Origin of the sequence: Streptomyces toyocaensis, from assembly GCF_000725125.1 — a bacterium.
Lineage (GTDB): Bacteria > Actinomycetota > Actinomycetes > Streptomycetales > Streptomycetaceae > Streptomyces > Streptomyces toyocaensis.
The window spans coordinates 101,316-127,827 of the sequence record NZ_JFCB01000003.1 but is presented as its reverse complement, the minus strand read 5'-3'; the positions used below and the strand labels follow the sequence as shown (position 1 = coordinate 127,827).

Below are 26,512 nucleotides of genomic sequence, written 5' to 3'. Positions count from 1 at the left end.
GGCGGGTGTCCTGGATCGTGGGAGGAGGGCCTACTGGGACGAGGAGATCCTATTGACTCCCATGGCCGCAGTCGAAGGTCTTCTCCCGCCGGGCCCGGGCCCGCACGCGGACGGGCCCCGGACACAGCGCGCGGCTGCGTCCGGGACCCGCTGTCACCGTTGCCGGCGCGCGTCCGCCTGGCTCACACCATCGTGGTGTGCGCGTGGCCGTTCACCGCGGCGGCACCGGGCGTCACCGAGGCGCCGAGACCGGCGCAGAGGGAGAGCGGGCCGGCCTCCACGTGGAGACCCGCACCGGCGGCACCGGCGGACGCGGGGACGGCGAGGCCGGCCTCGACGCCGCCCGCGAGGCCGCCGGACACCTGGTCCAGGTCCGCGTCGGAGATCTCGGCAGTGGCGACCTGGGGGACGAAGTTCATGTCAGGTCTTTCCCTTCATTTCAACGAATCGGAGCGGCGGGGCACGCCCGAGATCCGGAGTTGGGGGAGTCCGGAGCATGTCACCGGGGAGCCGCGCACCGATCCAAGCACGCGGCCGAACGGCCGACCAGCGACGCAAGGCTGACGCTCACTCACGCGGCACCGCCGTGTCCACGAGTGTGGGAATGCGGTCACGGAAACGGCCTCCGCCTTCACGCAACCCGCCGGTCACGGGAGCCTGCCGGTGACGCGCTCCGCGCGCCGGGACCGATTCGCGCGCTCCGTCCCTTTTCCGTGCGGCCCCGCGGTGAACGGTGTGCAGGTCCGTGGAAGGTTCGGAGACGGCGCCCGCCGCGGCCTCAGCCGACCTCGTTCTCGGCGACCGCCTGCCCGTGCACCACCACGTCCCCGCCGTAGAACATGCCGGTGAAGACCGGCGCGTACGTCAGCTGCACGTCGACCTCCACCGCTTCGGCACTGGCCGCCACACAGTGCGTCGCCGCGATGTCCGGGCCGGACATGCCCATCTCGCGGGCGAAGGCCTTCACCCGGGCGTCGCAGTTCTCGTAGTTGATCGGCGCCGGGCCGCCCTCGTTGTCGTAGAGGGCCTCCCGGTCGATGTCCTGGGCGGCGTAACGGGCGGCCTGTTCCGCGATGTCGGCGGCGCGTTCCCGCTTCGAGACGGACATGCCGCCGTCGACGACGAAGGCCGTCAGGGACAGGAAGACGAGGGCGAAGACGATGACCGCGCCGGCGCCCGAACCGCGGTCGTCCAGCCGGCTGCGGTACTCCGGCAGCAGGCTCCGTACACGTGCCGCTCTCACGCCGTCCTCCGGTACGGGTCCAGCGGGGAGCTGAAGCTCGCGGTCAGGGTCGTGGGGACGTCGAGGCCCAGCATGGCGAGGCCCCGGACCTCGCAGCTCACCTCGACCGTGAAGAGGGTGTCCGGCTCGAAGCCCTGGCTGGTCTGCACGACGGTCACCGGACCCGAGCAGACGTCCGCGAGGTTCGCCTCGGCCGCCGCCCTCGCCTCGGCCAGTGCCGTGGCGTGGTCCTTCTGGATCGAGCCCGCGCGGGCCGCGTCGCGCGCCGCGCCGTCCAGCGCGCCGCGTCCGTCGACCAGTTGCCCGAAGGCGACCAGGACCAGGATGAACAGGATCATCACCGGCGCGAGGACGACCACCTCGACGGTGGACAGCCCCCGGTCGCCGTCCGGCCGCGTCCGACCCCGGACGACGGAGAGGTCCATCTAGTTCTCCCCCTCCTGCACGAACCGCTCCACCGGCCCCATCGACTGCGCGTGCACCGTCAGGTCGAGGCCGGGGAACACCGTCGGGATGCGTGCCGTGATCTCCACGCCCACCGTGTTCTGCTCCGGCTGGAGCATCTTCACGTCGGGAGCCAGCACCAGCTGCGGGCCCAGCTGCCGGATGTAGCTGTCCACCACGTCCCGCGCCTCACCCCGCCAGCCGCCCGGCTGGTCGTGCGCGGTCGCACGCGCCTTGCGTGCTCCCGCCTGCGCCGCCGCCTGGGCGACGTGGTCGGCGAAGAAGTACAGCGCGAACTGCACCGTCGCGAAGATCATGAAGAAGAGCACGGGCGTGAGCAGCACGAACTCGATCGCGGTCATGCCTGACTCGCCGCGGACGGAGGCGGCCTCCATCCGTCGGCTCATCCAGCGACGTACGCGCACCGGCATCCCCGTGGACGTCGAGAAGGTGTGGGCGGTCAGCAGGTCTTGCCCGCGTCCGCGCCCTTGATGCAGTCGCCGACCTTGTTGGCGCCGTCGCTCAGCGCGGTGTTGATGATCGCGGCCACGACACCGACGATCGCCACGACGACCGCCGAGATGATGACCCACTCCACCGCGGAGGCACCGCGGTCCAGTTCGCCGGAGCGGGCGCGCTCCACCCGCCCGCGCACGAAGGTGACCAGGAAGTCCACGGCGGGTACGCCGGTGTGGAAGGTACGTCCGTTCATGACGCGTTGTCCTCTCGAATTCGGTTCACGGAAGCTCTGACGTACGGCTCGGGGGTCACGGTTCTCACACCTGGAACACCCGCATCGCCGCCGGGAAGATCAGGAACACGAGGAACCCCGCGCACAGCAGCAGCTGCGCCACGAGCATCGACTGGGACTTCTCACCCGCGCTGCCCTCGATCTCGGCGAGTTCGCGGTGCCGCATGGTCTCGGCGCGGGAGGCGAGGGACTCGCGCACCTTCGCGCCGTCGTCCGCGACGAGCGCCAGGGACGCGGAGAGGTCCTTCAGCTCCTCCACGCCAAGCTCCTCCCCCAGCTGCCCCAGTGCCTGCCACTGGCTGAGGCCGGTGATCCGGGCGTCGGCGAGGGCGTTGCGGATGCGCCGTGTCGCCCAGCCGTCGGACACCTCGGCCGCCGCCATCAGCGCCTCCGGCAGGCCCCGGCCGCCGGCCAGGCTCATGGACACCAGGTCCAGGTACGCGCCGATGACCCGCCGCAGGTCGCGCCGCTTCTCGGCGGCGTCCCGGCGGACCTCCAGGTCGGGCAGGAAGAAGAACAGCGCCGCGCACAGCAGGGCCAGCCACACCGGAACGACCGGGCTCTCGCTGAACCCGAGCTGCCAGACGATGGCGAACAGGAACGGACCGAAGAACAGGCCCGTCACGGCCAGCAGCACCTTCGTCGCCAGGAACTTCTCCCAGCCGCGCTCCAGCACCGCCAGGTCCGCGCGCAGGCTGCGCTGCTCCCACCCCTGCTGCAGGTAGAACTCGGCGACCCGCAGCCCCACTTCGGCCCTCAGGGAGCCCAGGCGGCCGGTGTCCCGCGGTGTGCGTGCCGACTCGTACGCCGTCCCGCGCGCCCGCATCGCGTCGATCCGGGCGACCTGGGAGACCGCGCTGCGCCTGGTGGGCGTCAGCGCGCGGACCAGGACGTAGACGCCCAGTCCGATGACCGCGCCGACGACCACCGGCATCGTCAGTTCGCCGCTCACCGGCGTACCCCCTCGTCCTGCTGGAGCGGCGCCTGCGGCCGGTCCGCCGCGGCGCCGGGTGTGCGCGGCCGCACGAACTGCACCGCCGGTTCGTCGCGCACCAGGAAGCGTTCGGGCGTCTCGATGGTGGACAGCTTCCGCAGCCACCAGAAACCGAGGGCGAACAGGCCGCAGACACAGGCGAGTACGAGCTGCCCCATCGCCGTGCCGTACGGCTCCACGAAGTCCCGGTTGAAGACGGACAGTCCGAGCACGAACGCGATCGACACGGCGACGACGATCTGCACCGAACGCCGGGTGGAGGCGCGCTGTGCCATCACGCGCTGCCGCATGTCGACCTCCTCGCGCGCTGACTTGGCGAGCGCGCCGAGGACCTGCCGCAGACCGGGGCCGCGCAGCCGGGCGTTGAGGATGAGCGCGGCGACGATGATGTCGGCGGAGGCGTCGTCGATCTCGTCGGCGAGCTGCTGGAGCGCCTCGGGCAGCGGGGTGCGGGCGCGCAGCCGGTCCACGAGCGCGTCGAGGTGCGGGCGCAGCACGGGCGCCGCGGCCCGCGCGGAGGCCGGGATGGCCTGCTCCAGGCCCACCGCGCCGGCGATGGTGTCGCGCAGCGACTCCGTCCAGGAGGCCAGCGCCTCCACGCGCCGCATCGCGGCCCGTTCCTCCCCCGCCCCGCCGAAGAGACGGTCCCAGAAGAAGACGAGGACGGCGGCGGCGGCACCGGCCACCGCCCAGCGGGTCAGCAGCAGCACCACGAGGCCGACGATCGCGGCGAGGGAGCCGCGCTGCCCGGCGAAGCGGATCAGCTCGCTCGCCCGCTCGCTCGCCTTCTGCTTCTCGTGCTCGGGCCTGGCGGGCAGCCCCCGTACGGCGACGATCAGCAGGGCCAGTCCGCCGCCGACGGCGACGCCGCAGGCGAGCGCGTACAGGACGGTGGTGGAAAACAGCCCGCCCATGGAGCCGAGCGAGCCGACCGCGGCGAGGCCGGTGGCCTGGGGGTTCATCGCCTCACCCCCACGTTCCGCTGGGCCGGTAGCCGTAGGCCATCAGTTCCTCCAGGCAGGCTAGGGGGGCGTGCGGCACGACCCGGCCGTCGGGAGTCTCGGCGAACACCTCGCTGGACAGCACCCGGCCGTCGACGCCGTTGACCTCGCGGACGGAGGTGACCATGCGCTGCAGGCGTCCGCCGCTCTGGAACTCGTTGCGCCGCTGGATGAAGACGACGAAGTTCACCGCGCCGGCGATCAGCATCTGGCTGGCCTCGATGGGCAGCCGTTCCGTCGCCTGCAGGGCGTAGGTGGAGATGCGGTTGAACACCTCGCTGGAGCTGTTGGCGTGGATCGTGGACAGCGAGCCGTCGTTGCCCTGGGACATCGCGTTCAGCATGGTCACGATCTCGTCGCCGAGCACCTCGCCGACGATGACGCGGGAGGGGTTCATGCGCAGCGAGCGGCGCACCAGCTCCGCCATGGAAATGGCGCCCTGCCCCTCGGAGTTGGGCAGCCGCTCCTCGAACGCCACGACGTTGGGGTGGAGGTCGGGAAAGGTGTCGAGTCCGAGTTCGAGGGCCCGCTCCACGGTGATGAGCCGCTCCTGCGGCGGAATCTCGTTGGCGAGGGCGCGCAGCAGCGTGGTCTTGCCGGCGTTCGTCGCGCCCGCGATCATCACGTTCTTGCGGGCCCGGACCGCGCAGGCGAGGAAGTGGCCGAGTTCGGGCGTCAGCGTCCCGTTGCCGACGAGGTCGGAGATGAACACCTTGCCCATGCGGGCCCGGCGGATGGACAGCGCGGGCCGCCGCGCCACGTCCATCACGGCCGACAGTCGTGAACCGTCCGGCAGCCGCAGGTCGAGCTGGGGGTTGGCGGAGTCGAAGGGCCGGGACGACAGTCCTGAGTACGCGCCCAGCACCTGGATCAGCTCGATGAGCTCCTCGTCCGTCTCGGCGACGGGCTCGCCCCGCACCTCCCGCCCGTCCGCGTAGCCGACGAACACCTGGTCGCAGCCGTTGATGTCGATGTTCTCGACCTCGGGGTCGTCGAGCAGCGGCTGGAGCCGGCCGACCCCGAACAGCGCCGCGTGCACGGCGGCCGCGTACTGCTCCTCGGTCTCGGCGTCCAGCGGCGTGCGTCCCGCGTTGATCTCGGCGCGGGCGTGCTCCTCCAGGATCTGGGCGATGACGGCACGGGCGTACTGCCGCTCGTCCTCGGTGGACATCGGCGTGACGCCGTTGACCTGGTCGAGGCGGCGCTGTTCGGCGATCCGGTCGCCGGCGTCCTGACGGAACCGCTTGACCAGCTGGTGGTCGACAGCGGTCATCGCCCGGCCCCGTGGCCCTGGGGCGCCTGCCGGGCCCGGTCGGCCCCGTACTGCTGGTAGACGTCGGCGGTCACCTTGCGCGCGGAACGGATCAGCAGCGACTTGTCGAGCCGACCGCGCCTGCGCCCGGCCAGCTGCTCGGCGCCGGCCGGGTCGTCGGCGAGGGTGCCGACCACCCGGGCGCCGGTCTGCGCGTGCACGAGCATGTCGTTGACCTGGGAGGCGAGCTTGGCGGCGTTGCCCGTGTCGGCGACCAGGACCACGCCGATCACCGGGTTGCCGAGGCTCGCCGCACCGCGCGGCCCCCCGTGCAGCTTGCCGGCGAGCGCGGCGGCCCGGTCGCGCACGCGGGCGAGCGCCTCCGGCTCGGTGCGCGAGACGAGCAGTACGAGGGAGGCGTGCGGGAACAGCTCCATGGCCGGGGTGTCCCCGCTGATCCGCCCGCAGTCGGCGATGACGTCGGCGGGCGCGTTCGGGGAGTCGGCGAGCGAGGCGAAGGCGTGCCCGAGCGTCGGCCACAGCCCGGCGAGCCCGGCGGCCTGCTCGGCGATCCCGAGCCCGACGAGCACTTCGAGGCCGCCGCTCAGCGGCTGGACGTGGTCCCAGAGCTGGTCGGGCACGAGTCCGCGGCGCGCGGTCGCGGCGATGGACAGCATCCCGGTGTTCGGGTTGAGCGGTCCGCCGTGCGCGGCGGCGCTGCGGTAGACGAGGTCACCGCCCGCCGGGTCGGTCTCGGCGAGCAGCACCCGCCGCGGCCAGACCGCCGCGAGGGCGACGGCCGCGGTGGTGACGCCGGGGGATCCCTTGTCGGCGGCGACGGCGATGAGGGCCATGGCTTGTCGGCTGCCTTCTAGTTGCCGGGAATCAGTACGACGGCGACCTCACCGGCGGACGCGGCCTGGGTCAGCGCCGCGGCCTGGGAGGCCTGCACGGTCAGCTCGACCGGAAGGCTGGTGCTGCTGACGACGTCGTCGTTGCTCCGCTTGACGTCGGCGACGAGGGCACGCTCGACGAGGAGGGAGTTGCCCGCGCCCGCCGAGCCGGTCTCCTCGTCACCTTCCCCGGAGGCGCGGCCGCCGACGCGGTACACGGCGACGTGGTCCCCGGCCTTGATGTTGGGCGGGTACTGGCCGTCCTTGAGGGAGACACCGACGGTCGCCTCGCCCTGCTCGAGACCGCTGCTCTTGGCGAACATCTCCCCGACGAGCACGGTGCCCTTGTACAGGGTCGACTTCGCCTGGAGCTTCATGAGGTCGTGCCGCTGCTCCCAGGGGACGAAGTTGGCGCTGGAGTCCTCGTTCACCATCACGGAGGTGATCTTGCCGTCCGTGATGGCCTCGCCGGCCGGGACGGTGTCCGTGAGCTTGATGACCTCGATGCGCTCCCCCGCCCGCAGCACGAGCGTCGTGACGCCCAGCGCGCCGACGAGGATCAGCAGCACCGCGAGCGCGGCCAGCGCCGGTTTGCGCTCGCGAGGCGGGGTGGGAAGCCGGTCACCGACCGCCGGTCCGGCCGGCACCGCGGAACGGCCGGCGCCCGCCCCCGCACGCTCTTGGATCCTCACGCAACCGCTCCCCGTACACCCAAGACGATGTCTGCCAAGTTCCCTGAAATTCCGGACACTTCATCCCCGTCCGCTCGCGCGCAGACATGCGGGACGCGCCGGACGTACCGGCCCGACCTGGGCGGATATCCAACGCCGAGGTGAGTGTCAAGCCATCGCACCGTATCAGCCACACATAAGCCCCTCAAGGCGGAACGGACCTCACGCGCCCCACCGTTGACACAATTACCGATCAGCAACTTGGCGCTTGAACACGCCGGTTGGGCCACGCCGCTCACCGGTGCGCGAGCGAACTGCCGCAGCCTCGGGCGGCGGGAGGCCGCGCAGCCCCACACACACCGCCCATGAGCCCTGCCCGACCTGCTCACGAGAGCACCGGGTGACCAGGCCCGGACCGCCACCGGAACCGGTGGGCAGACGTTGAGAGCGGCCGTGACGGGCGTGCGGTTCGGCGCCACCCCATCGCATGCACACGGCAACTCCCCGTCGGGTGCTGCTGATTCACCTGATTCTGTTGGACAGTTCGCGTTGGTGAAACCGAGAACCCCACCGATATCGTCAGTGCACTGGAAACGTCTCGTCTCACGGGGAGCTCACTGTGAAGCGCCGAACTCTGCCCGTTGCTGCCGCGTTCACCGCCGCCGCGACCTTGCTCCTGACGGCATGCGGAGGCGGGGATGACACGTCCGGTGACGGCGACAAGATCGCCGGCGCCGACCAGGGGACGGGGAAGCCGAGCAAGTCGGCGGCACCCTCGGGCGTACCGGCGGAGGACAAGCCGGACGGCGTGGACGTGTCTCTGCCCGCGGACATCAATCTGGTCTTCGACTGGGAGAAGCCCGAGGACGAGAACGAGGCGGCCGCCATGGACGACGCCGCGAACTACGTTCGTGCCATCTACCGAGGCGTTGACCAGCGCACGACAGAGGACGCCGCCTTGGTCGCCTACTCCACCGGCGACGGCTCGAAGTACGCGAGGACGCAGATCGACGCCAGACTCGAGGGCGGCTGGACGGCGACCGGCACCAGGCGCCACTACCGGGCCAGCACCAGGTCCGCGCCGAACGGCACATCGGTGGAGGTCGCCTTCTGCGTGGACTCGAGCAATTTCTATTCCAAGGAGATGAAGACCGGAAAGATCCTCAAGGGCACGCCCAGCATCACGGACTTTGATTACTTCAAGATCATCATGGTCAAGCTTCCCACAGGAGACGGCTTGTGGCAGGCATCAAAGGTGTACGTCGAGGGGAAGGCAGCGAAGTGCCAGTGACCAGGTCACGCCCTACGACCCCCGCCATCGCTGCGGCCGCCTTGACGCTCACCCTCGGCATCGCCCTCGCGGAGCCGGCTCAGGCGGGAGAGCAGCCGAGCAACACCCAGGGCTCCGCAACGGAGCAGTCGGGAGGCAGTGACCGGACCGGCATCCACGCCGCCGCCCGGATCACGTACTCCGGATCCGTCGCCAAGAACGGCGGCACGGGCAACGTGACGTCAGCAGACGTCAACTGGACGCCGCCACCCTGCTGGTACGCCCCGTATCTCGGCGCCAAGGACTTCAAGAAGAAGATGTCCAAGGACATCGAGGGCCAGATGAACGCGCCGGGCATGGGCGGCCACGCAGGCGCGGCGCTGAGCGAGTTGCAGCGGCACTACGAGGACGAGTACGGCTGGACCGACACCCCGGGTTACAAGGACTACAACGTCGACAAGGACGGCGAGGGAATGTTCTGGGCCGCCGTCGAGAACCCCGACGAACCAGACATCCTCAAGCGGAGTTCCTGCAACGACCTCCCCTTCTGGGTCGAGAACGGCGAGGCCCCGCCGCCCCAGTACGAAGAGGCCATCACCCCGGAGATACTCGCCGCCCTCGCCTACCAGCACATGCAACTGCCCGACACCGAGGTCAGCCTCGCGCCCGAGGGAATCACCAAGGTGAATCTGCCGACGTGGGCCTGGCTCGACAAGGCCGTCTTCGACGAGGTCCAGGCCACTGCGGCCATCAACGTCCCCGGTTTCGCCCTCCAGGCCACGACGACCGCCAAGCCGGTGTCACTCAAGCTGGAGCCGGGCACCGGCGACGCCGAGACGTACCCCGCGTCCGGCGAGTGCACGATCAACGCCGACGGCTCCATCGGCGAGCCCTACGCCAAGGGCAAGGCCGACCGGACACCGCCCTGCGGAATCACGTACCTCCGCTCCTCCGGCAACGGGACCTTCGATCTCCAGGCCACCATCACCTGGGAGATCGCCTGGACCGGCACGGGCGGCGCGGGCGGCGACCTGCCCGACGGCACCTTCGGCGCCACCCAGGAGGTGACCGTCCAGGAAATTCAGTCCGTCAACAGATGAGGCAGGCCTCTTGAGGTGTCCTGTCCGGCCTGGAACCCCACCGATACCGTCATCGTCCTTGATTGCACATCCGTCCCACGGGGAGTCACTGTGAAGCGCCGCTCTTTGCCCGTTGCTGTCGCGTTCGCCACCACGGCGACCCTGCTGCTGACCGCGTGCGGCGGCGGAGAGGAGAAGTCCGGCACGGACGACGAGATCGCCGGGGCGGACACGGGAAGTAGCACTGCGTCGGCATCACCCGGCGGATCAGACGCGACGGCCGAGCGCCCCGACATGGCCTTGCCCCAGGACGTCGAGGAGACGTTCGAAGGCTGGAAGACCGGCGATGCCACGAAGGACGCCATCCTGGCGGATGCCGGAAGGGCGCAGACAGCGGTGACGTACGCGGTCACAAAGGGCGATCCCGAATCCCCCGCGCTGCGCTTCTACCAGACCGGTACGGCTCTCGCCGGCAGTCAGGACTGGGTCAAGGGGATCGTGGACGCCGGGCTCACCTACTCCGGAACCGTGCGCTACTACGCGGCCGACATCAGCGTGTTCGACAAGAAGTCGGCGGGCGTCGCGTACTGCGCCGACGAGAGCAAGGCGTACAACAAGAACCGCAAGACGAACGAAGTGAACAAGGTTCCCGCAACGGATGACTCCTACGTGCTGTACAGCACGCGCCTCGAGAAGAACGGCGAGGGAATCTGGCAGACCACGAAGCTTGAGTCCGAGCGGGGGAGCAAGGCATGCGTGAAGTGAGGGCACGGCGTCGTTGGCTGGTCACGGGGGCGGCTGCCGGGATGCTCGCCCTGGTACCCGGGACGGCGTACGCCTGGGGCACACCAGGTGCGTCGAACGGGCAGAAGACGGAGACGAGCGGTGGGCGCGACGGCAGCAGCCTCGTTTCCAGGGTCGTCTACCGCGGATCCACCGCCGGTACCCAGGGCGGCGACGGCGACGGCGGCGGCAGCCTGAAGCCCGTGGGCAACTGGACTCCCCCGGCCTGCTGGTACGAGCCCCGGTCCGCCGAGGAGTTCCGTACATACGTGGAGAACATGTACGACGAGAACGTGAGCACCCCCGGCCAGCACAGCTACGCCAAGAGCGCGGTCGGCATGTTCCGGAAGGACTACAAGGACGGCACGTACAAGAACTACAACCTCGACAAGAAGGACGAGGGCAGCTGGTGGGTCGCCGTCCGTGACGAGGACCGCATGATGGAACCCGAGGCCCAGGCCTGCAACAGGCTGCCCTTCTGGGTCCCGAACGGCGACCCCGTCCCCGTCGCCGAGGCCATCACCCCCGAAGTCCTCGCGGAACTCGCCTACAGCCGCATCGAACTGCCGGCGACCGAGGTGACCCTCGCCCCCGAGCAGACGACGAAGGTGAACCTGCCCACGTGGGCCTGGCTGGACAAGGCCAGGTTCAAGGAGGTCTCGGTCACCGCCGCCATCGACGCGGGCGCGCTCGCCATCCAGGCCACCACGACCGCCAAGCCCGTCTCCCTGAAGCTGGAGCCCGGCACTCCGGACGCTGAGACGTACCCGGCCTCCGGCGAGTGCACCATCAACGCCGACGGCTCCATCGGCGAGCCCTACGCCAAGGGCAAGGCCGACGACACTCCGCCCTGCGGCCTCAAGTACCTACGCTCGTCCGGCGACGGCACCTTCGCCCTGCAGGCCACGGTCACGTGGGACATCACCTGGGAAGGCACCGGCGGCGCGGGCGGCGACCTGCCGGACGGCACCTTCGGGAACGACCAGGCCGTGACCGTCCAGGAGATTCAGGCTGTCAATCGCTGATGGGAAGCGGAACCCGCTCGAGGCCGCGAAGACACGTCGGCGCTATCAAGACCGACATTGGCCATCGTCCCCAACTCATGCACCTTTTCCGTCAGGGGGAATCACACCATGCCTTCCGTAGACCCAGCCCGACGTCGGCTCCGACTCTCCGACTCCCACATCAGTGTGCTGGGGCTACTTGTGGCGGAGGAACAGATTCCCGAGGAACTGTTCGGGGCCCTCTCCGAGCTTCGGGAGTCAGGCCTCATTGATGCCGCTGACAAGATCTCAGCCGACTTGTATCCGCTTGTCATGACGCTCATGGAACCGCGGGTGATCGTGCAGGTGGAAATGAGCGGCTCGCAGGGCCTCACCCACAGCGGAGCCGTCATCGGCGACGACTTCATCTTCACGCACGAGAACTGGCCCGGTGATGCTGAGTCGGAGTACGTCCCCGCGGAACCCGAGACGCTGGTCTGGTCCCTGGCCAGGATGGTGGACCTGCACCGGGACGTCGTGGAGGCGGTGGAGGGCGACGAGGTGATCGTCTCGACGATGGGCTCTTTTGACGGCGTGGTCACCCATATGGAAACGGGGCGGTTCGGGGAGCCAGGGGCTGTGGCCGAGGCGGCGGAAGCACCGGTGCGGTTGGCGGAGGTGCTGTCTCAGCTGAACTGCATGTGGCGCATGACTGTTGCCTGGAAGGGAGAAACGACGCAAGCGACACTGGAAAACGGACTGGCTGTATCGGCGCTCGCTGTCTGGGACTGCGGAATCGAGGGCTACTGGCTCAGGGAACTGCCCGCCGATCCGGTCCTCGATGGGCAGGTGGACAAGAGCAGCGAGTTGAGGGTCCGGCGTACCACGGCGAAGGAAATCTGGCAAATGATCACGAATCTGCTGCCCGACGGGGCCCAGCTCGGTCCCGCGCCGCAGGCTCAGCCCGCCTTCTGAGAACGCGATCACGGGGAAAAATGAGCGACAGTTCCAAACGCATGGCCAATCCCGGGGACATGGAACACCTGGCTAAGCTCCTCGATGGCAGAGGCGAGTTGCGGGACAAGTTGGACGAGGCCTTCACCCGAGCGGCACGCCTCGGTGTGACGGGGACACTGAGCCCCCTGAAGCCCATGCTGAGCTGGACGGATGACACGGCGATCGACCTCCGTCGACGTGCGGCCATTCTTCGGGCCGAGAACGGCGATCCCAGGGCTGCGGCACTGTACGCCGGTTTTACTCCCGAGGAGCTGAAAGGCGCGAACCTTCCGCCTGATGCGATGCTGATCGCGAACGCCTCCGTCGCGAACGGAGACAAGTTCGACACCAAGTGGCTGGAGAGGCAGAAGGGGGAAACGCTCCAGGATTGGATCGACCGTATCAAGGGTGACGCCGTCGCCGAGGTCTCGGGCAACGAGAATCTCGGGGAGGTAGTCGAAGACTACATTACATTGACTGCGATGACCTCCACGGTTCCGGGCGCCTTCAAAATGGCTGCGATGGGCACGCTGGATCTCATGAAGTACTTCAAGAGCCTGAAGGTGCCCGGCCGTGTCGAATTCTTGAAAGCGCCCGGAACGACGCTGGCTCAGCTCCTGAAGGGGCAGTCGACCTCCCGCTTCATTCCTGCCCGTATCCGTTCCCTGGCCGCGAGCATCGGAGCACGCACTCCGGCGCCGATTCTTGATGCACTGACCGGAAAGGACAGCCTCGCTGCGCTTTCGGGGAGACAGTGGGCGTGGCAGGCGAACCTGCTCAAGGTCGGCAAGAACGCCGGCGCTCTGAGCAGGGCAACCGGAGCGAGTCGGCTGAGTGCCTTCGCCTCGGGAGCCGGGTCGGCGCTGCGCACAGGCGGCTTTTGGCGCACGGCCGGCATCGGCGGCAGCGCGGTGTCCACGGTCATCGGTGCCGTCGACCTCGCGCAGGAGGGGCACCCGATCGAGGCCTTCAAGCGGGACAAGGCCGGGTACGTGGCGAAGGCTTCCGGCGTAGCCTTCAACGCCACTCTGACAGCGGCCATGGTCGCGCCCACCCCGATCACGATCGGCGCGGCCGCAGTCACAGGGACCGTCTATGGTGTCGCGACCATCGTCGACAACTGGGAAACCGTCAAGGAGTTCCCTGGCAAGGTCGCCGATGCCGGCGCCTGGGCAGGCGAGAAGATCAGCGAGGGAGCTGGAAAACTCGCCGACGGTGCGAAATCGCTGGGCAGTGCGCTCAACCCCTTTGATTGAAGCTTGAGAGCGGAAGAGGTCAGGGTCGAATAATGTCCACAATCTCGTTTGCACTGCAACGACACACGAACACTGTCACTTCGCGGGAACAGGCCCACCTTACCTTCTGGCGCGGCACCGTGGGGCGGTTGGGTTCCGTCGAACTTATCGTGCCCGCGCTGGAAGTCGTCTCCACGTCCGACCCCAGGGGCATTGTCGGTGCCATGGTGACCGGCGATAGCCTTCCCACCTCTTCATTCAAAGGCCTTCGATACGGCGGCCTGCCCCGCATGGCCGAAGGGAAGTTGAACGTGGCAGGACAGCATGCATCCTTCACCCGGAAGACATTGCGGATAAGCAGACGAGCCCGGGCTCTGAAAATCTGGGCCGTTGGGCGTGAGTACCGGTACCGCGAGGAGGGCAACCGGCGACATCACGTGTTGGAACGCCCGGAGTCCCAGGTGACCATGGCCCGTTCCAGCGGGGTGAATCCGGAGAATATTTCTGGAACCGCTTACGGGGCTGTGGACTCTGTGGACCTCAGTGTCGCCATCCTTTTCGAGGGCGTCTATACGCGCAACCTGTCGTTTCGTGGTGCCGTGATTTCGGCACCGGGAAGGTTTTTGGACGCGCTGTCCACGCTCTCTTGAGATTGATCTGGGCGTGATTCGTCACGGGTGACACGAAGGAGAAAGCCGGTGCACAGGCCGGTGAGTAGGTACCTTGTCCCGGGGCTCCGTGGCGGTGGTCGTGCCGGCCGAGTCCCTGGAGTCGGTCGGCGGTTCGGCGGACGCGCCCCTGTGCTTCACCACCGGCAAGGACGTCATGGCCGCCGCCGCGGCCGGTTTCCGGGCGAAGGGCAAGGAACTGCACCTCGTCGCCAACGGCGGAGTGCAGCGCTTCCCCACGGGCCTGTCCATCACCGTCTCCTACGTCGACACGGCCACCGGCACCGCCGGTATCGACGCGAACTGCGCAGCGATCCCGGTCGCCGGCTACAAGGACGTGCGGGTCGGGGAGACGGTGGAGTTCGCGGGGGTGCGGTTCGAGGTGTCGGCGCTGACGGAACAGGCCGCCGAGCTCACCCGAACGAGCGCGTAGTGGGGTATCCGTCACCGGCAGCCCCGCCGACGTTCCGGACGCGCCGTCGCAGCCTGCCGTACAGGGCGCAGGTCTCCAGTCCGCTCAGGAGGCCCGCGAGGGTCCACGGCAGATAGGGCGCCACTCCCCTGACCTCGCTGCCCAGTCGCGGTGCCACCCACCCCTCCGGGTCGTCCACGAGCGTGACGTGGCTGCCCACCGTGAGGCCGTCGTCGCAGCCGCCGGTGTCGCCCAGCTCGATGGTGCGGCCCCGGTCGGCGCCGGTGAGGACGACCGTGCACAGCGGGCGCTCGCGGCCGCCCCTGCCCCGGTAGTCACTGACGTCCACGACCAGGGCGTCGTGTCGCACTCCGCGGTGGTGGATGACGTAGTCGCCGAGCGTGGGCCCCACGAAGAGCAGGAACACGAACCCGGACACCGCGACGCCCGCGCCCGCTTTCGCACCGCACATCACCCAGGCCGTCCCCAGGACCGCCAGGGCCACGACCATGGAGAGCAGCGTCGGGAGGAAGCCCGGCCGCTGTGCGATCCATCCACAGCCCGTCAGCACGATCGGTGTGCCGAGCAGAACCCAGAGGGTCCCCGCCCACCACCGCCGTCCCGACGCCCGGACACGACGCGTCTCGACGCCGGTGACGACGGACGGGGCCGTCATGCTGCGGAGCCGTTCTCTCCCGGCCGTCCCTGATCGGCGACGACTGCGCTGTGATGGTCGGTGGGCCGGAAGCGCGCTCCGGGGATGTCGTACGGGGGCACTGGCCGGGTTCCTCCCGATCAACGGCGGTGACGCCGGCTACTTCTTCTTGTCCTGCAGGTCCTTGGCGTCCTGCGTGCACTGCTGCGCCTCGTCGCGCAGGGCCTTGGCGACGGTGCCGCACTTCGTCTGCCAGCCCCTCAGCTTGCCCCGGACGTCGTCCGCGTTCGGACCCGCCCAGGACTTCATCCCGGTCGTGCTGTGGTTCTTGGCGGTGTCGACCAGTGAGTCGATGTGGTCGGCCAGCGATCGCAACTGACCGGCCCGCTGGTTGAGTTCCTGTATGTCAGGATTCGCCATGGCAGCCTCCCCCGCTGTCTCGGCAGCCAGGATACGGTCGCATCCGCGGGAGCACCGTCCGGGGCCCTTCCCTCAGTTCAGCCCGGAAGAACACGAGTTGTTCACTCGATCACCCCAACCCCGCTCGTCCCGGCGGGAACTGGCCGTGGTGCGATAGCGTCCACTGTTGCAAACGGACAGTCCGCTTGTTCCTGATGACACGGGGAGGATCGCCATGGATCGCGGTGCAGATCTCACACGGCTCCGGGAGTTGTCGAAGACGTACGCCCGGAAGGCGCACGACCTGCAGGTCCTGATCAAGGACCTGCAGTCGGCCACGGCAGACAGCTCCGGCTACTGGAAGGGCCCGAAGGCCGACCGCTTCCGGGACGACTGGCGCGATGTGAAGCCGACCTTCGAGAAGTGGGTCGACACGCTGAACGAGGCCAGCAAGTCCGCGAACACCAGCGCCGACAACATCGAGCGCGCCACCTGATTCCACGGCGGATCGCGCGGAGCGCACAGCCGGCCGGGGCGCCGGGGCCACGACCCTCAAGGGTCGGCCCGGGCGCCCCGGCGGCGTTCGTACGGGGACCGGGCGTCAGACGCTCCGCTGGTACGTACGCGCCTGGGCCGCGGACACCTTCTCGGGCTCATCCCGGATGGCCGCGTCGAGCATCGGCAGCAGTCTGCCCACCTGTTCGCCCAGCTTCCGGTGGCGTCCGGCCAACTCGCGGTGCCAGGACCGCGCGTTCTTCCCCACCCAGACCTTGTCACCGCCGATGTCCTCCGCCGGCCCCTTGAGGGCCCTGCTGAGGCTTTCCACCTCCTTGGCGAGGTCATTGCGCAGCTTCCGCAGATCCGCCTTTCTGGGATTCGGCACTTTCGATATGGACTCCACCATCAGTATTACCTTCCGAATTAAGTATCGCGCTCGGAATTGCCCCCGTTGCCGCCCTTTCATAATCTAGGCCAATGGCCTCCAGCGGTACGACCGAGAACGAGCCCGAATACCTCGTCCTCCCCACGATGAACGGTTCCCCGCTCGCCGACGACACCGTCGAGGTGACCCTCGTCCCCGTCACCGGGGAGGGTGGCCGGTTCCGGCTCGTCGCCCTCGCGTTCACCTCGGTCTCCCTGCTGGTCGAGGCGATGGGAGAGGAACAGACGTGGGTGGCCCTCCCGGTGGGCGAGGTCGACGAGGCGCTCCTGGGATCCGGCGCCGAAGCGGTTCTGGTCGATCCGCGGCTCGCCGTCGGCACGCATTAGGAAGCGCGTGATGGCCGACCCGAACTTCTCCGGCATCAATCCGGACAACCTACTGAGGACCATCAAGGACCTGGAATCGGGCAGCAAGGCGCTGCACGGCGCGAGAACTGTTTACCTCTCCCGGTTCCGTGCGCTCGGCCTGGACACGACACACCTGACGGAGATCGGGAGGATCGCCGGCTGGGTGGACGACGAACTCCCCATACTGCGCCGGCGGCAGGCCCTGGCGGCGGCCATGGAAAAGGGCCGAGGGGGGTTCCAGGGCGGATCCGGGGCCATGGTCCCGGTGCGTGAGCCCGTTTCGGGGATCGGTGAGGCGAGGGCGAAGGGCAGGGCGCTCGCCGAGGAGATCGACGAAGCGGCGGGGCTCCCGCCGGGTGCGGCAGGCGCGGAGTTCCACCGGATCGCGTCGGTGCTGGCCGAGCACAAGGGGGACCCGGACTTCGCCTCGGCCTTCTACGCGACGATCGATCCGGCGGTGCTGAAGGAGCTGCCGGTGACCGTCGCCGCCGCGAAGGCGCCGACGGCGGAGGCCGACGCGAAGCTGTTCGGCCTCGCCTTCACCACCGCGGTCGACGCGGATCCCCCGGCTCCCGGCTTCACCAAGGCGGTCGCCCTCTTCCACGGTGAGATCGGGAGGGGCGAGCCGACGGCCGTGTTCAACCGGGCACTCCTGCAGGGCGACGACGCCGAGCTGTGGGCCGTCGCGTGGAGGCACACGACGATCGCGGTGAGGAAGCTCGGTGACCCGGCGGACACGTGGTCCGACACGGCGGGCCTGCTGGCGTCCGTCATCGGCATGCAGGCGAAGTACGCCGGGCACTTCTGGGAACGGTCGCAGAGCTTCTCCGACGAGGCGAGCCGGCTGTATCAGCGGCGCGTCGACAGCATGTCGGCTGAGGAGCGGCGGAGGTTCAAGAAGGACACCAGGCGGGCCGCGCGGGCCGCCAGGCAGTCCGCCCGGGAGGCGGAGCGCGTCCTCGCCAGGTTCGGCATGGGGTCGTTCTCACGGTTGATGGAGTTCTCCGTGGCGGACGGGGGAAGCTGGCTGATCGGCAGGGTTCCCGGTCTCGCCCCGCCGAACTCGGCCACGCTGTTCGGCCGCGCCCTCCACACGGGCGGCAAGCTGCCGCTGGTCGGCACGGTTCTCACCGTCGGGGCGATCGGCTGGGACATCGGCCACGGCGAGGAGAAGGACGTCGCCGTCGCGGCCAACGTGGGCGGGATGGCGGCCGGGGCTGGTGGCACATGGCTTGGTGTGGCCGGAGTCGCGCTGGCCGGTGGACCCCTCGGGTGGGGCATCAGCGCTGGGGTGGTGATTGGTTTCGGCACCGGCTACGGCATTTCGTACATCATCAAGAGCGAAGCCGGAAAGAGGGCCGTCAACGCGGTCACGGACACCGTGAAGGACGGCGGGAGAGCCGTTGTTGCTGCTGCGTCGGACGTCAGGAAGACGGTGAGCGGGTGGTTCTCATGAGGCGGCTCAACTATGGATAGCAGCCAAGCGCAGACTTACCCTCCGGTCCCCCAGCCACGCGTCATCATCGGGGTCCTCGGGGGAGCCCTGCTGTGCGCCGGTCTGGCTCTCGCCTTCTGGCTTCCGTCCCGCTCTCTGGTTCACGATCTGCGCGACAACGGAGTCACCGTCGCTGCACGGGTCACCGAGGCCGACAGCAAGCCCAAGTACGTGAAGGTGCAGTTCCTCCAAGGGGACAGGTCAGAAACCCAAGAGAAGCTGTGGGACTACGCCGGAATGCTCCCCGATGTGCAACCCGGCGACACGCTGCTCGTCACCTACGACCCCGACGATCCCCACCGCAGCCTCCCCCACGCCTGGGTTACGGACCCTCCCGCCAATCTGCCCGCATACGGCAGCACGGCGATCGCCGTGTTTCTCCTCACGGGTGCGGTTGTCGGTATGGTCCGCCGCCGGCGGCTGCTCCGCGATCCCCCTACCCGTTCATCACCGCCTGCACCGGCATGAACGACCCTCCCGTCACGAACAGCCCGCTGCCCGCTGCTCCCCCGCCGCTGTTGGACGGCAGGCGGATGCCGAAGAGTTCGCCTTCCGACGGGCTCTGGGGGGTGAGCAGCATGCCGTTGCGGGACTTGCGGGCCTCCACGGCGAAGCCGCGGTACTGGCCCGAGAGGCTGTCGGTGGCGCCGGCCGCGATGAGGCCGATGCCGCCGTCGGCGCCCTTGCGGACGACGGTCTCCAGGGCCTCGTCGAGGCGGGTGTCGTAGAGGAGTTCCGCGTCGTCGACGATCACGACGTAGGAGCCGCCGGACGCCTTGTCCACCAGCTCGTCCAGGTCGTCCTCGCGGCTGTCGGCGTTCAGCAGGCCCAGGACGCCGTCCCGGCCCTCCAGCTCGCGCAGCGGTGAACGGCGCGGGGTGACCAGCACCACGGGGGTGCCGGAGCGCAGCAGCGTCTGTGTGGCGGCGACCAGGAGGGTGGACCGGCCGGACTTGGGCGGGCCCGCGATGACGAAGCCGGGGCCGTTCTCCTCCAGGTCGATGCCGACGGGCTGGAGTTCGTCGCCGCCGACGCCGATCAGCGCCCAGAGCGGCGACGGCGGTGTGAAGTCCGGGTCGAGGGCGAGAGCCTCCGGCACGGTGATGCGCGAGGGCAGGGCGTCCACCCGCATGGGGCGTCGTCCGGCCGGTACCCGGCCGTGCCGGGCCGCCGCCTCCTCCGCGATCTCGCGCAGTGCCCGCACCTGTGCCTGACCGGCGGGGTCGTCCGTGAGCAGGCCGATCTGGGTCTCGTCCACGCCCGTGTCGGTGAGGCGCAGGGCCCGTCCCGGAGGCATGTTCTTGGGGACCTCGCGGGGCTGGAGTCCGGCCGTGGAGTAGTCGTTCGGGTCGGCGAAACGCAGCACCAGGCGGTCGGCGAAGGCGGACGAGACATGGCCGCTCAGTCCGCTGCGGTCGGCGGTCATGACGACCTTGAGGCCGACCGCGGAACCCTCGCGGAAGATGCGCTGGGCCGCCTCCAGCAACTGGCCGTAGTTGTAGGCCTCGAAGGCGGAGGCGAAGCCCTCCCAGCTGTCGAGCAGGAGCACCATCCAGGGAAGGCGGTCCTCCGGGGCGGCCGTCGCGCGCTGTTCGGCGGCGCTGGACGCGCCCTCCATGGCGAGGAGTTGCTGCCGCCGGGCGATCTCCGCCAGCAGGCGCTCGATGAGGCGCCGGACCCGGTCCGGCTCGTCGCGGGTCACCACGGCGCCGACGTGCGGCAGCCGCATCAACGGCAGCAGCGCGTTGGAACCGCAGTCGATGGCGTAGAGGTGCACGTCGTGCGGGGAGGTGCCGCGGGCGAGCGAGCCCGCCAGTGTCCGCAGGGCGGTGGAGCGGCCGGAGCGGGCGCCGCCGAGCAGCATCGTGTGCTCGCCGTGCACGAGGTCCAGGGACAGCGGCGTACGGGACTGCTTGGCCGGCAGGTCGATCAGGCCGTACGGGATGGGAGCCACGTCCGTCGGCCCGGTCTCCGCCGGCTGCCCACCGAACGCGGCGAGTTCGTCGAGGGTGACGTGCTCGGACAGGGGCGGCAGCCAGGGGCTGCGCTGTTCGCCGAAGCCCATGCGCCGGGCGCCGTCGCGCACCGCGTCGACGAGGACGGCGAGGTCGGTGACCATGGTGCCGTCGTCCTCGGCCTCGGCCCGCTTGGGCAGCGGACGGCCGTAGGCGGTCGGGGGCAGCGGCAGCAGGGTCGCCTTCGGGCCGGTGCCGCCCGTGGCGGGACGGCGGCCGCCGATGCGCGCCGACTGCACCCCGACCAGGGACTGCGCCCCGGAGCGGACGTACATGCGGCCCGGTGTGGACTTGGCGATGGCGCCCGAGTCCGGCGCCTCGATGACGTCGATGGACTCCGAGGCGTCCGTCACCCGCAGCGCGATCCGCAGGTTGGTGTTGGCGCGGATGTCCGCGCTGACCACACCGGCGGGCCGCTGCGTGGCCAGGACCAGGTGCACGCCGAGGGAACGGCCCCGGCGGGCGATGTCGACCAGGCCCGCGATGAAGTCGGGGAGTTCGGCGACCAGCGAGGCGAACTCGTCGATGACCAGGACCAGTCGCGGCATCGGCTCCAGCTCGGGGCGGAGCTTGCGGGTGTCGTTGTAGTCCTCGATGTCCTTGGCGGCGGCGTCGAAGAGGATCTTCTCCCGGCGGTGCAGTTCGGCGGCGAGCGAGGCGAGGGCCCGCTCGGTGAGGTGGGCGTCCAGGTCGCTGACCATGCCGACCGTGTGCGGCAGCCGGGCACAGTCCATGAAGGCGCTGCCGCCCTTGTAGTCGATGAGCACGTAGTTGAGGGCGTCGGGCCGGTTGGCGACGGCCAGCGAGGTGATGATCGTCTGCAGCAGTTCCGACTTGCCGGCGCCGGTGGTACCGGCGACCAGCGCGTGCGGTCCGTCCCGGCGGATGTCGAGGACGAAGGGTCCGTCCGCGGCGATGCCGACGGGGGCCGCCGTGGTGGAGCCGCCCGCCCGCCAGATCCGCTCGATGTCCGTCCCGGCCGGGTCCGGCATGCCGAGCAGGGTCAGCAGCCGGGCGGAGGTGGGCAGGGCGCTGCCCGCGTCGTCCCGGCTGACGTCGCGGACGGGGGCGAGGGAGCGGGAGAGCAGTTCGCACCACTCCGGCGTGACCTGGTCGGCCAGGACGTCCCCCGCGGCCTCGAAGCCGTGGCCGCGGACCCGGACGTGGTGCGCGGCGTCGGGGGACCAGGCGACGACGGCCTTGCACTCCTCCGGCAGCAGGCGCTCGTCCTCGTCGACGCAGAGGGCGAGGATGCCGTACCGGGGTCCTTCGGCGAGGAGTTGCGGCACACCGGGTACGCGGCGCAGCAGCCGGGCCCCGTCGAGGACGAGCAGGACGGTGGGGTCCGGGTACAGCTGTCCCGTCATGGTGTTCTGCTCGCGGGACGCCTTGCGCCGTGCCAGTTCGTTCAGCAGTTCGTTGACGCGGCGGGTGATTCCCTCGGAGTCGAAGCCGACCAGCGCGACGCAGTCCTGTCCCTGGTCGGGACCGGCGTGGGGCAGCCAGTGCGCCCAGTGCCAGTCGGCGCCGGCGCTCGGCGTGGACACGAGCGTCACGAGGGAGAGGTCCCGCGGGCTGTGCAGCACCGCGGCCTGGACGGCGAGCCAGCGGGCGGTGGCCAGGGCGCGGGCCCGGTCCCCGGCGACACCGACCACGCCGAGCTCGGCGAAGGGCAGGGTGACGGGCACGTCCGGCAGGACGGGCGGCTCCGGGCGCTCCTCCTCGTACAGGGAGCCGCCGCGGCCCGGGACGAGTTCGACGTCGGACGGCAGGTGGCCGGTGCCGACCCTCAGCTGCAGGGCGTCCGGGTCGGTGAGCCGGCGCTCCCACAGACGGCGGCGCGGTCCGGTGGCGAACAGCAGGATCTCGGCCGGGTCGGGGCCGTCCGCGCGGCGGGCGCGCTGCTCCTCCTTGGCGAGGACGGCGAGTTCCGCCTCGTGGGCGGCGAGGTCCTTCTTGTACTGCTTGACGGAGGTCTTGTGCTTCTTCTTGCCCTCGCGGTTCTCGCTGAGCCACTGGGCGGCCATCATCAACGGGCTCATCAGGCAGAACAGCAGCATGTAGATCTGCTGGGTGAGGAAGTACATGCCGATGCCGAACAGCATGGGCATGAACGCCAGGATGAACTGGAAGCGCGCCCGGTCGCCCTTGGTGGGCGGTACGGGCACCACGAGCCGGCGCCGGGGCCGCAGCGGGGACAGGCGGGGCGGGCGGTTGTAGGCGAGGCCGCCCTCGCTCATCGCGGACAGGTGGGCGTCGGGTTCGGCCACCCGGTCCAGGACGAGCAGCGAGTCGCCGACGCGGACGACACCACCGAGCGGCCAGGGCGCGCCGGAGGTGACCGGCTCGTCGTCGAGCAGCACCTCGGCGCCGTTCTCGGGGGCGAGCGTGGTGCCGCCCTTCATGTCGATCGTGAGCCGGAGGGCGACCGGCGGCAGCGAGGTGTCCGTCAGGGGCAGCGAACAGGTGGGCGCGGAACCGGCGGTGGCCGTACCGACTCCCAGCCGGACCACCCGGCCGGAGGCGGGGCCGCCGGCCACTCTCAGTTCGTACTGCCCGACCGGTTCTCCCCGGCGCAGCAGCGGGCCCACCGAGTCGTCGACCGACACCCGCATGCCGTCCTGCAGGACGGCCGTCACCGGGGCGGCCGGGTCGCAGCGTTCGCCGTCGGCCCACAGGGTCGGCACCCCCGGGGCCGCACCGTGACCGTACGGGGAGAGCCCCGACGCGCCGGGCAGGGCCACGACGTTACCGGGCACGCCGGCCGGATGACCGGGCTGCCCGAGGGCGCTCGCCAGTGCCTGCGCCACATCGGCCGCGGTGGCGGTGTCGTCCGTGGTGACGACGACGTCCTGCGGCTCACCGCCCTCCCGTACGACCGTGACCAGCATCTGCATGGCGGTTCACCCTCCCCGTCGGCCCCTGTGGCCACGTTCGTTGCTTCAGCCGGGCGTCGGACGGCCGGCGGCGCGACGCTCTCGCCGACGGGACACACTAGTGAGTCCCGGGCGGCGGACAGCGACCGGGAGGAGCGGCGGACGGCCTAACCGACCTTCGACAGGCGGGCCTTCGGGCGTCCGGAGGGCTTGCTGTCCGACTCGTACACGAGGTCGTCGCCCACCGGGGTGAGACGGACGGTGTGGGCGGCCTGGTCGCAGACGTCACGGTTGGTCTTCGCGCCGACGGAGGTCGTGACGAGCTGCTTCTCCGTGACCTGTTTCAGCGTGAGGACGTCGTCGCAGACGCCACCGAAGATGTCCGTGTGCCGGAGGGTGCCCACCCGCTCGCCCACCTTCGCCTGGCGGAGCGTCACCCGGAACGTGCCGAGCGGAATGGCGATCGTCTCGCGGGAGCCGGCCTGGCCCTCCCAGGTGCCGAGGTAGCCGGTGGGGACGGTGAGGGGCGCCTGCGGCGTCTTCGCCTCGTCGCCGGAACCCGCCCGGTCGCGGGAGGAGCCGCCCGGCAGCAGGTCGAACACGAACACGGAGCCCACGGTCACGGCGGCCAACGCGCCCGCGACGGCTAGGGCGACGGTGCAGCTCACACGCCGGCCCCTGCCGCTGGGGCCGGGGGCGGCCGTGGCGGCGACGGAGACGGAGAGCTTGCCGGGGCGGTGGGATGCCGCGGGCTGGGTGGGCGGGTGGGGGCTCGCGTGCGGAGGCGCGGCCGGTGGACCGTTGTCCGGGCCGGCCGTGGGCCGGTCGGTCGGTGTGTCACGCGGTTCGGGGAGGACGGCCGCGCCCGGCTCCCGTGGCGCCGGCATGACCGGGGGCGGGCCGAAGGCACCGGTGGCCGCAGCGCCGGCTGCCGGGACGTCGAGGCGCGACGGACCACCGTGCCCCCCATCCGCCGCGCCCCGCGACCCCGCGGCCGACGGACCGCCGTGCACACCACCCGCGGCGACCGTCCCCGGAGCACCGGCCTGCGACGGGCCGCCCTGCCCGCCACCCGCCGCCCCCGGCGGCCCCGTGGCCGGCGGGGCCGCCGGCTCCCGGGGGTCGCCCGCCGGCGTCCCGCCCACCGATGGCCTGCTGAACCCCACCGGCCCCGACGGCCCCTCCCCCGTCGCGTCCAGGTTCAGCAGGCGCACCGCGGCCCGGCTGACCTGTTCCACCAGGGGCCCGGGCAGCCATCCGCCCGCCACCATGCGGGCCGCGCCGCCCTCCGGGGCGAGACGGCGGGCCACCTCGGCCGGGGCCGGGCGGGCGGACGGGTCCTTGTCCAGGCAGGCCTCGGTCAGGTCGCGCAGCTCGCCGTCCACCGCACCCAGCTCGGGCGGCTCGTGCACGACCTTGTACAGCAGCGCCGCCGAGGAGTCGCCGGGGAAGGGCGGCCGTCCGGTCGCCGCGTACACCAGGACCGCGCCGAGGGAGAAGACGTCCGCCGCGCCCGTCACGCCCTTGCCGAGGATCTGCTCCGGGGACATGTAGCCGGGTGAGCCGATCGAGACGCCGGTGGAGGTCAGGGAGGCCGTGCCGTCCATGGCGCGGGTGATGCCGAAGTCGATCAGCAGGGGGCCGTCGAGGGTCAGCAGGACGTTGGACGGCTTCACGTCCCGGTGCACCAGGCCCCGTTGGTGCACGGCCGTCAGCGCCTCGGCCAGACCCGCGCCCAGGGTCCGTACGGTGTGCTCGGGCAGCGGTCCGGCGTCCGTGACCGCCGCCGCGAGGGAGGGACCGGCCGCGTAGGCGGTGGCGACCCACGGCACCCGGGCCCCGGGGTCGGCGTCCAGGACGGACGCCGTCCAGGCGCCGCCCACCCGGCGCGCGGCGTCGACCTCGCGGCGGAACCGGGCGCGGAACTCCTCGTCCAGCGCGAAGTGCGGGTGCACGATCTTCACCGCGACGGTGCGGCCCCCGGCACTGCGGCCCAGGTAGACCCGGCCCATCCCGCCGGAGCCGAGCCGGCCGAGCAGCCGGTAGGGCCCCACGACCGTGGGTTCGTCCGCATCGAGCGGCCGCATGGCGTCCACCCCTCCCCCGTCACGCCCCTACGCCGGAGCCCTCCAGCAGGGTAGTGCGCCGCCCGCGCCCCCCGCCCGGGGTCACGGGCGCAGCAGTTCCACCGTGACGTCCGCGGGGAACCCCGTCGTCGGTCCCACCCGGCGGGCGAACTCCGCGACCGCCTCCAGCTGCGGGGCACCGAAGCTGAAGTCGAGGGTGGTGAAGTACTGGGCCAGCGTCCGCTCGTCGAAGTCCTCCCAGCGGGCGGCCTGCTCGGCGACCTTGCCGACCTCCTCGAGGGAGAGGTTGCGGGAGGCGAGGAAGGCCTCGTGCACCTTGCGGGTGATGACCGGCTCACGCTCGGCGTACTCGCGCCGGGCCGCCCAGACGGCGAAGACGAAGGGCAGGCCCGTCCACTGCTTCCACAGGGCGCCCAGGTCGTGCACGTCGAGGCCGTAGCGGGGGCCGTCGAGCATGTTCGCGCGCAGGGCCGCGTCCCCGATGAGTACGGCCGCCTCGGCCTCCCGCATCATCAGGCCCAGGTCGGGAGGGCAGGTGTAGTAGTCGGGCCGTACGCCGTAGCGTTCGGCGAGGAGGAGCTGGGCGAGGCGCACGGAGGTGCGGGAGGTCGACCCGAGGGCCACCCGGGCGCCGTCCAGCCGCTCCAGCGGGACCTGCGAGACGATCACGCAGGACATCACCGGGCCGTCGCAGCCGACGGCGATGTCGGGGAAGGCGACGAGCCGGTCGGCGTGCCTGAGGTACTCGACCAGGGTGATGGGCCCGATGTCGAGGTCGCCCTGCACCAGCTGCTCGCTGAGCTTCTCGGGGGTGTCCTTCGTCAGCTCGAAGTCGAGGAGCGTGCCCGTTCTCGCGAGCCCCCAGTACAGGGGCAGGCAGTTCAGGAACTGGATGTGGCCGACGCGCGGCCGGGTGCGAGGATTGTCCACATCGTGAGGCTAGCCCTCGGCCGGAGCGGGAGGGTCCGCACCCCCTCGTACAACATTGAACGACCGGACGGGTGCGCCACGGGAGACATG

General features: G+C 70.5%; 28 protein-coding genes. 12 read left to right on the top strand and 16 right to left on the bottom strand.

Translation table 11 applies throughout. The features are described from left to right. Window positions 1–182: 182 nt before the first annotated feature. From BU52_RS05945 to BU52_RS05900, 10 genes are all read right to left on the bottom strand, one after another. Entirely contained in the window at window positions 183–419 is a 237-nt protein-coding gene (locus BU52_RS05945) for a hypothetical protein (protein ID WP_037929299.1), read from the bottom strand. Between the two features lie 359 nt (window positions 420–778). After that, window positions 779–1,243 (bottom strand): pilus assembly protein TadG-related protein, encoded by a 465-nt coding sequence (locus BU52_RS05940; protein WP_037929296.1) that lies wholly within the window; start codon window positions 1,241–1,243, stop codon window positions 779–781. Further along, the gene (locus BU52_RS05935) at window positions 1,240–1,668 is read right to left on the bottom strand and encodes a TadE/TadG family type IV pilus assembly protein (protein WP_037929292.1); all 429 of its coding nucleotides are present in this window, start codon (window positions 1,666–1,668) and stop codon (window positions 1,240–1,242) included. The genes BU52_RS05940 and BU52_RS05935 overlap by 4 nt, the downstream gene beginning before the upstream one ends. Continuing rightward, window positions 1,669–2,118 (bottom strand): TadE family protein, encoded by a 450-nt coding sequence (locus BU52_RS05930; protein ID WP_037929289.1) that lies wholly within the window; start codon window positions 2,116–2,118, stop codon window positions 1,669–1,671. It lies immediately after the preceding gene. Window positions 2,119–2,147: 29 nt separating this feature from the next. Beyond that, window positions 2,148–2,399 carry a hypothetical protein gene (locus BU52_RS05925; protein ID WP_037929286.1) on the bottom strand — a complete coding sequence of 84 codons (252 nt, stop codon included), beginning with the start codon at window positions 2,397–2,399 and terminating at the stop codon, window positions 2,148–2,150. 64 nt (window positions 2,400–2,463) lie between these two features. Continuing rightward, entirely contained in the window at window positions 2,464–3,372 is a 909-nt protein-coding gene (locus BU52_RS05920; RefSeq protein WP_037929737.1) for a type II secretion system F family protein, read from the bottom strand. 14 nt (window positions 3,373–3,386) lie between these two features. Beyond that, window positions 3,387–4,346 carry a type II secretion system F family protein gene (locus BU52_RS05915; RefSeq protein ID WP_037929734.1) on the bottom strand — a complete coding sequence of 320 codons (960 nt, stop codon included), beginning with the start codon at window positions 4,344–4,346 and terminating at the stop codon, window positions 3,387–3,389. Between the two features lie 52 nt (window positions 4,347–4,398). Further along, window positions 4,399–5,706 carry a CpaF family protein gene (locus BU52_RS05910; RefSeq protein WP_037929284.1) on the bottom strand — a complete coding sequence of 436 codons (1,308 nt, stop codon included), beginning with the start codon at window positions 5,704–5,706 and terminating at the stop codon, window positions 4,399–4,401. Further along, window positions 5,703–6,539, bottom strand: a complete 837-nt coding sequence (locus BU52_RS05905) for a hypothetical protein (protein ID WP_037929282.1) — start codon at window positions 6,537–6,539, stop codon at window positions 5,703–5,705. The genes BU52_RS05910 and BU52_RS05905 overlap by 4 nt, the downstream gene beginning before the upstream one ends. A 17-nt stretch (window positions 6,540–6,556) precedes the next feature. Then, window positions 6,557–7,270 (bottom strand): hypothetical protein, encoded by a 714-nt coding sequence (locus BU52_RS05900; protein WP_037929280.1) that lies wholly within the window; start codon window positions 7,268–7,270, stop codon window positions 6,557–6,559. A 598-nt stretch (window positions 7,271–7,868) separates the two neighbouring features. Here BU52_RS05900 and BU52_RS05895 point away from each other — a divergent pair. The 8 genes from BU52_RS05895 to BU52_RS05865 all read left to right on the top strand — a co-directional run bounded on the left by BU52_RS05895 (window position 7,869) and on the right by BU52_RS05865 (window position 14,696). Then, window positions 7,869–8,540: a hypothetical protein gene (locus BU52_RS05895; protein WP_037929278.1), complete on the top strand. Its 672-nt coding sequence runs from the start codon at window positions 7,869–7,871 to the stop codon at window positions 8,538–8,540. Window positions 8,541–8,581: 41 nt separating this feature from the next. Further along, window positions 8,582–9,619, top strand: coding sequence for a hypothetical protein (locus BU52_RS05890; RefSeq protein WP_235216265.1), 1,038 nt, complete (start codon window positions 8,582–8,584; stop codon window positions 9,617–9,619). A gap of 90 nt (window positions 9,620–9,709) precedes the next feature. Beyond that, on the top strand, window positions 9,710–10,363 hold the full coding sequence (locus BU52_RS05885) for a hypothetical protein (RefSeq protein WP_037929276.1): 654 nt from the start codon (window positions 9,710–9,712) through the stop codon (window positions 10,361–10,363). Continuing rightward, window positions 10,351–11,406, top strand: coding sequence for a hypothetical protein (locus tag BU52_RS05880; protein ID WP_078903128.1), 1,056 nt, complete (start codon window positions 10,351–10,353; stop codon window positions 11,404–11,406). The genes BU52_RS05885 and BU52_RS05880 overlap by 13 nt, the downstream gene beginning before the upstream one ends. A gap of 180 nt (window positions 11,407–11,586) precedes the next feature. Continuing rightward, entirely contained in the window at window positions 11,587–12,339 is a 753-nt protein-coding gene (locus BU52_RS05875) for a hypothetical protein (RefSeq protein WP_235216264.1), read from the top strand. A gap of 20 nt (window positions 12,340–12,359) precedes the next feature. Next, entirely contained in the window at window positions 12,360–13,616 is a 1,257-nt protein-coding gene (locus BU52_RS05870; protein ID WP_037929271.1) for a hypothetical protein, read from the top strand. A 32-nt stretch (window positions 13,617–13,648) separates the two neighbouring features. Continuing rightward, window positions 13,649–14,245, top strand: a complete 597-nt coding sequence (locus BU52_RS33275; RefSeq protein ID WP_078903127.1) for a hypothetical protein — start codon at window positions 13,649–13,651, stop codon at window positions 14,243–14,245. Between the two features lie 73 nt (window positions 14,246–14,318). Next, window positions 14,319–14,696 carry a hypothetical protein gene (locus tag BU52_RS05865; RefSeq protein ID WP_051857967.1) on the top strand — a complete coding sequence of 126 codons (378 nt, stop codon included), beginning with the start codon at window positions 14,319–14,321 and terminating at the stop codon, window positions 14,694–14,696. On the opposite strand, the gene BU52_RS32710 is transcribed toward BU52_RS05865, so the two are convergent. Next, window positions 14,677–15,351 (bottom strand): hypothetical protein, encoded by a 675-nt coding sequence (locus BU52_RS32710; protein ID WP_051857965.1) that lies wholly within the window; start codon window positions 15,349–15,351, stop codon window positions 14,677–14,679. The genes BU52_RS05865 and BU52_RS32710 overlap by 20 nt on opposite strands. A 138-nt stretch (window positions 15,352–15,489) precedes the next feature. Continuing rightward, window positions 15,490–15,750: a WXG100 family type VII secretion target gene (locus tag BU52_RS05855; RefSeq protein ID WP_037929269.1), complete on the bottom strand. Its 261-nt coding sequence runs from the start codon at window positions 15,748–15,750 to the stop codon at window positions 15,490–15,492. A 214-nt stretch (window positions 15,751–15,964) separates the two neighbouring features. Here BU52_RS05855 and BU52_RS05850 point away from each other — a divergent pair, with 214 nt between their 5' ends. Then, on the top strand, window positions 15,965–16,225 hold the full coding sequence (locus tag BU52_RS05850) for a WXG100 family type VII secretion target (protein ID WP_037929265.1): 261 nt from the start codon (window positions 15,965–15,967) through the stop codon (window positions 16,223–16,225). Window positions 16,226–16,330: 105 nt separating this feature from the next. On the opposite strand, the gene BU52_RS05845 is transcribed toward BU52_RS05850, so the two are convergent. After that, on the bottom strand, window positions 16,331–16,612 hold the full coding sequence (locus BU52_RS05845; RefSeq protein WP_235216263.1) for a hypothetical protein: 282 nt from the start codon (window positions 16,610–16,612) through the stop codon (window positions 16,331–16,333). A 92-nt stretch (window positions 16,613–16,704) separates the two neighbouring features. On the opposite strand from BU52_RS05845, the gene BU52_RS05840 reads away from it, so the two are divergent. The 3 genes from BU52_RS05840 to BU52_RS05830 are packed head-to-tail and all read left to right on the top strand — an operon-like array spanning window position 16,705 to window position 18,982. Continuing rightward, window positions 16,705–16,998, top strand: a complete 294-nt coding sequence (locus tag BU52_RS05840) for an SAV_915 family protein (protein ID WP_037929260.1) — start codon at window positions 16,705–16,707, stop codon at window positions 16,996–16,998. Between the two features lie 10 nt (window positions 16,999–17,008). After that, entirely contained in the window at window positions 17,009–18,475 is a 1,467-nt protein-coding gene (locus tag BU52_RS05835) for a hypothetical protein (RefSeq protein WP_037929258.1), read from the top strand. Between the two features lie 12 nt (window positions 18,476–18,487). Continuing rightward, on the top strand, window positions 18,488–18,982 hold the full coding sequence (locus BU52_RS05830) for a DUF3592 domain-containing protein (protein ID WP_037929255.1): 495 nt from the start codon (window positions 18,488–18,490) through the stop codon (window positions 18,980–18,982). Here the strand turns inward: BU52_RS05830 and BU52_RS05825 are convergent. From BU52_RS05825 to BU52_RS05815, 3 genes are all read right to left on the bottom strand, one after another. Next, window positions 18,951–23,426 (bottom strand): FtsK/SpoIIIE domain-containing protein, encoded by a 4,476-nt coding sequence (locus tag BU52_RS05825; RefSeq protein ID WP_037929252.1) that lies wholly within the window; start codon window positions 23,424–23,426, stop codon window positions 18,951–18,953. The genes BU52_RS05830 and BU52_RS05825 overlap by 32 nt on opposite strands. Window positions 23,427–23,572: 146 nt before the next feature. Continuing rightward, window positions 23,573–25,492: a serine/threonine-protein kinase gene (locus tag BU52_RS05820; protein WP_037929716.1), complete on the bottom strand. Its 1,920-nt coding sequence runs from the start codon at window positions 25,490–25,492 to the stop codon at window positions 23,573–23,575. A gap of 81 nt (window positions 25,493–25,573) precedes the next feature. Continuing rightward, window positions 25,574–26,422, bottom strand: coding sequence for a menaquinone biosynthetic enzyme MqnA/MqnD family protein (locus BU52_RS05815; RefSeq protein ID WP_037929249.1), 849 nt, complete (start codon window positions 26,420–26,422; stop codon window positions 25,574–25,576). Window positions 26,423–26,512 lie beyond the last annotated feature (90 nt).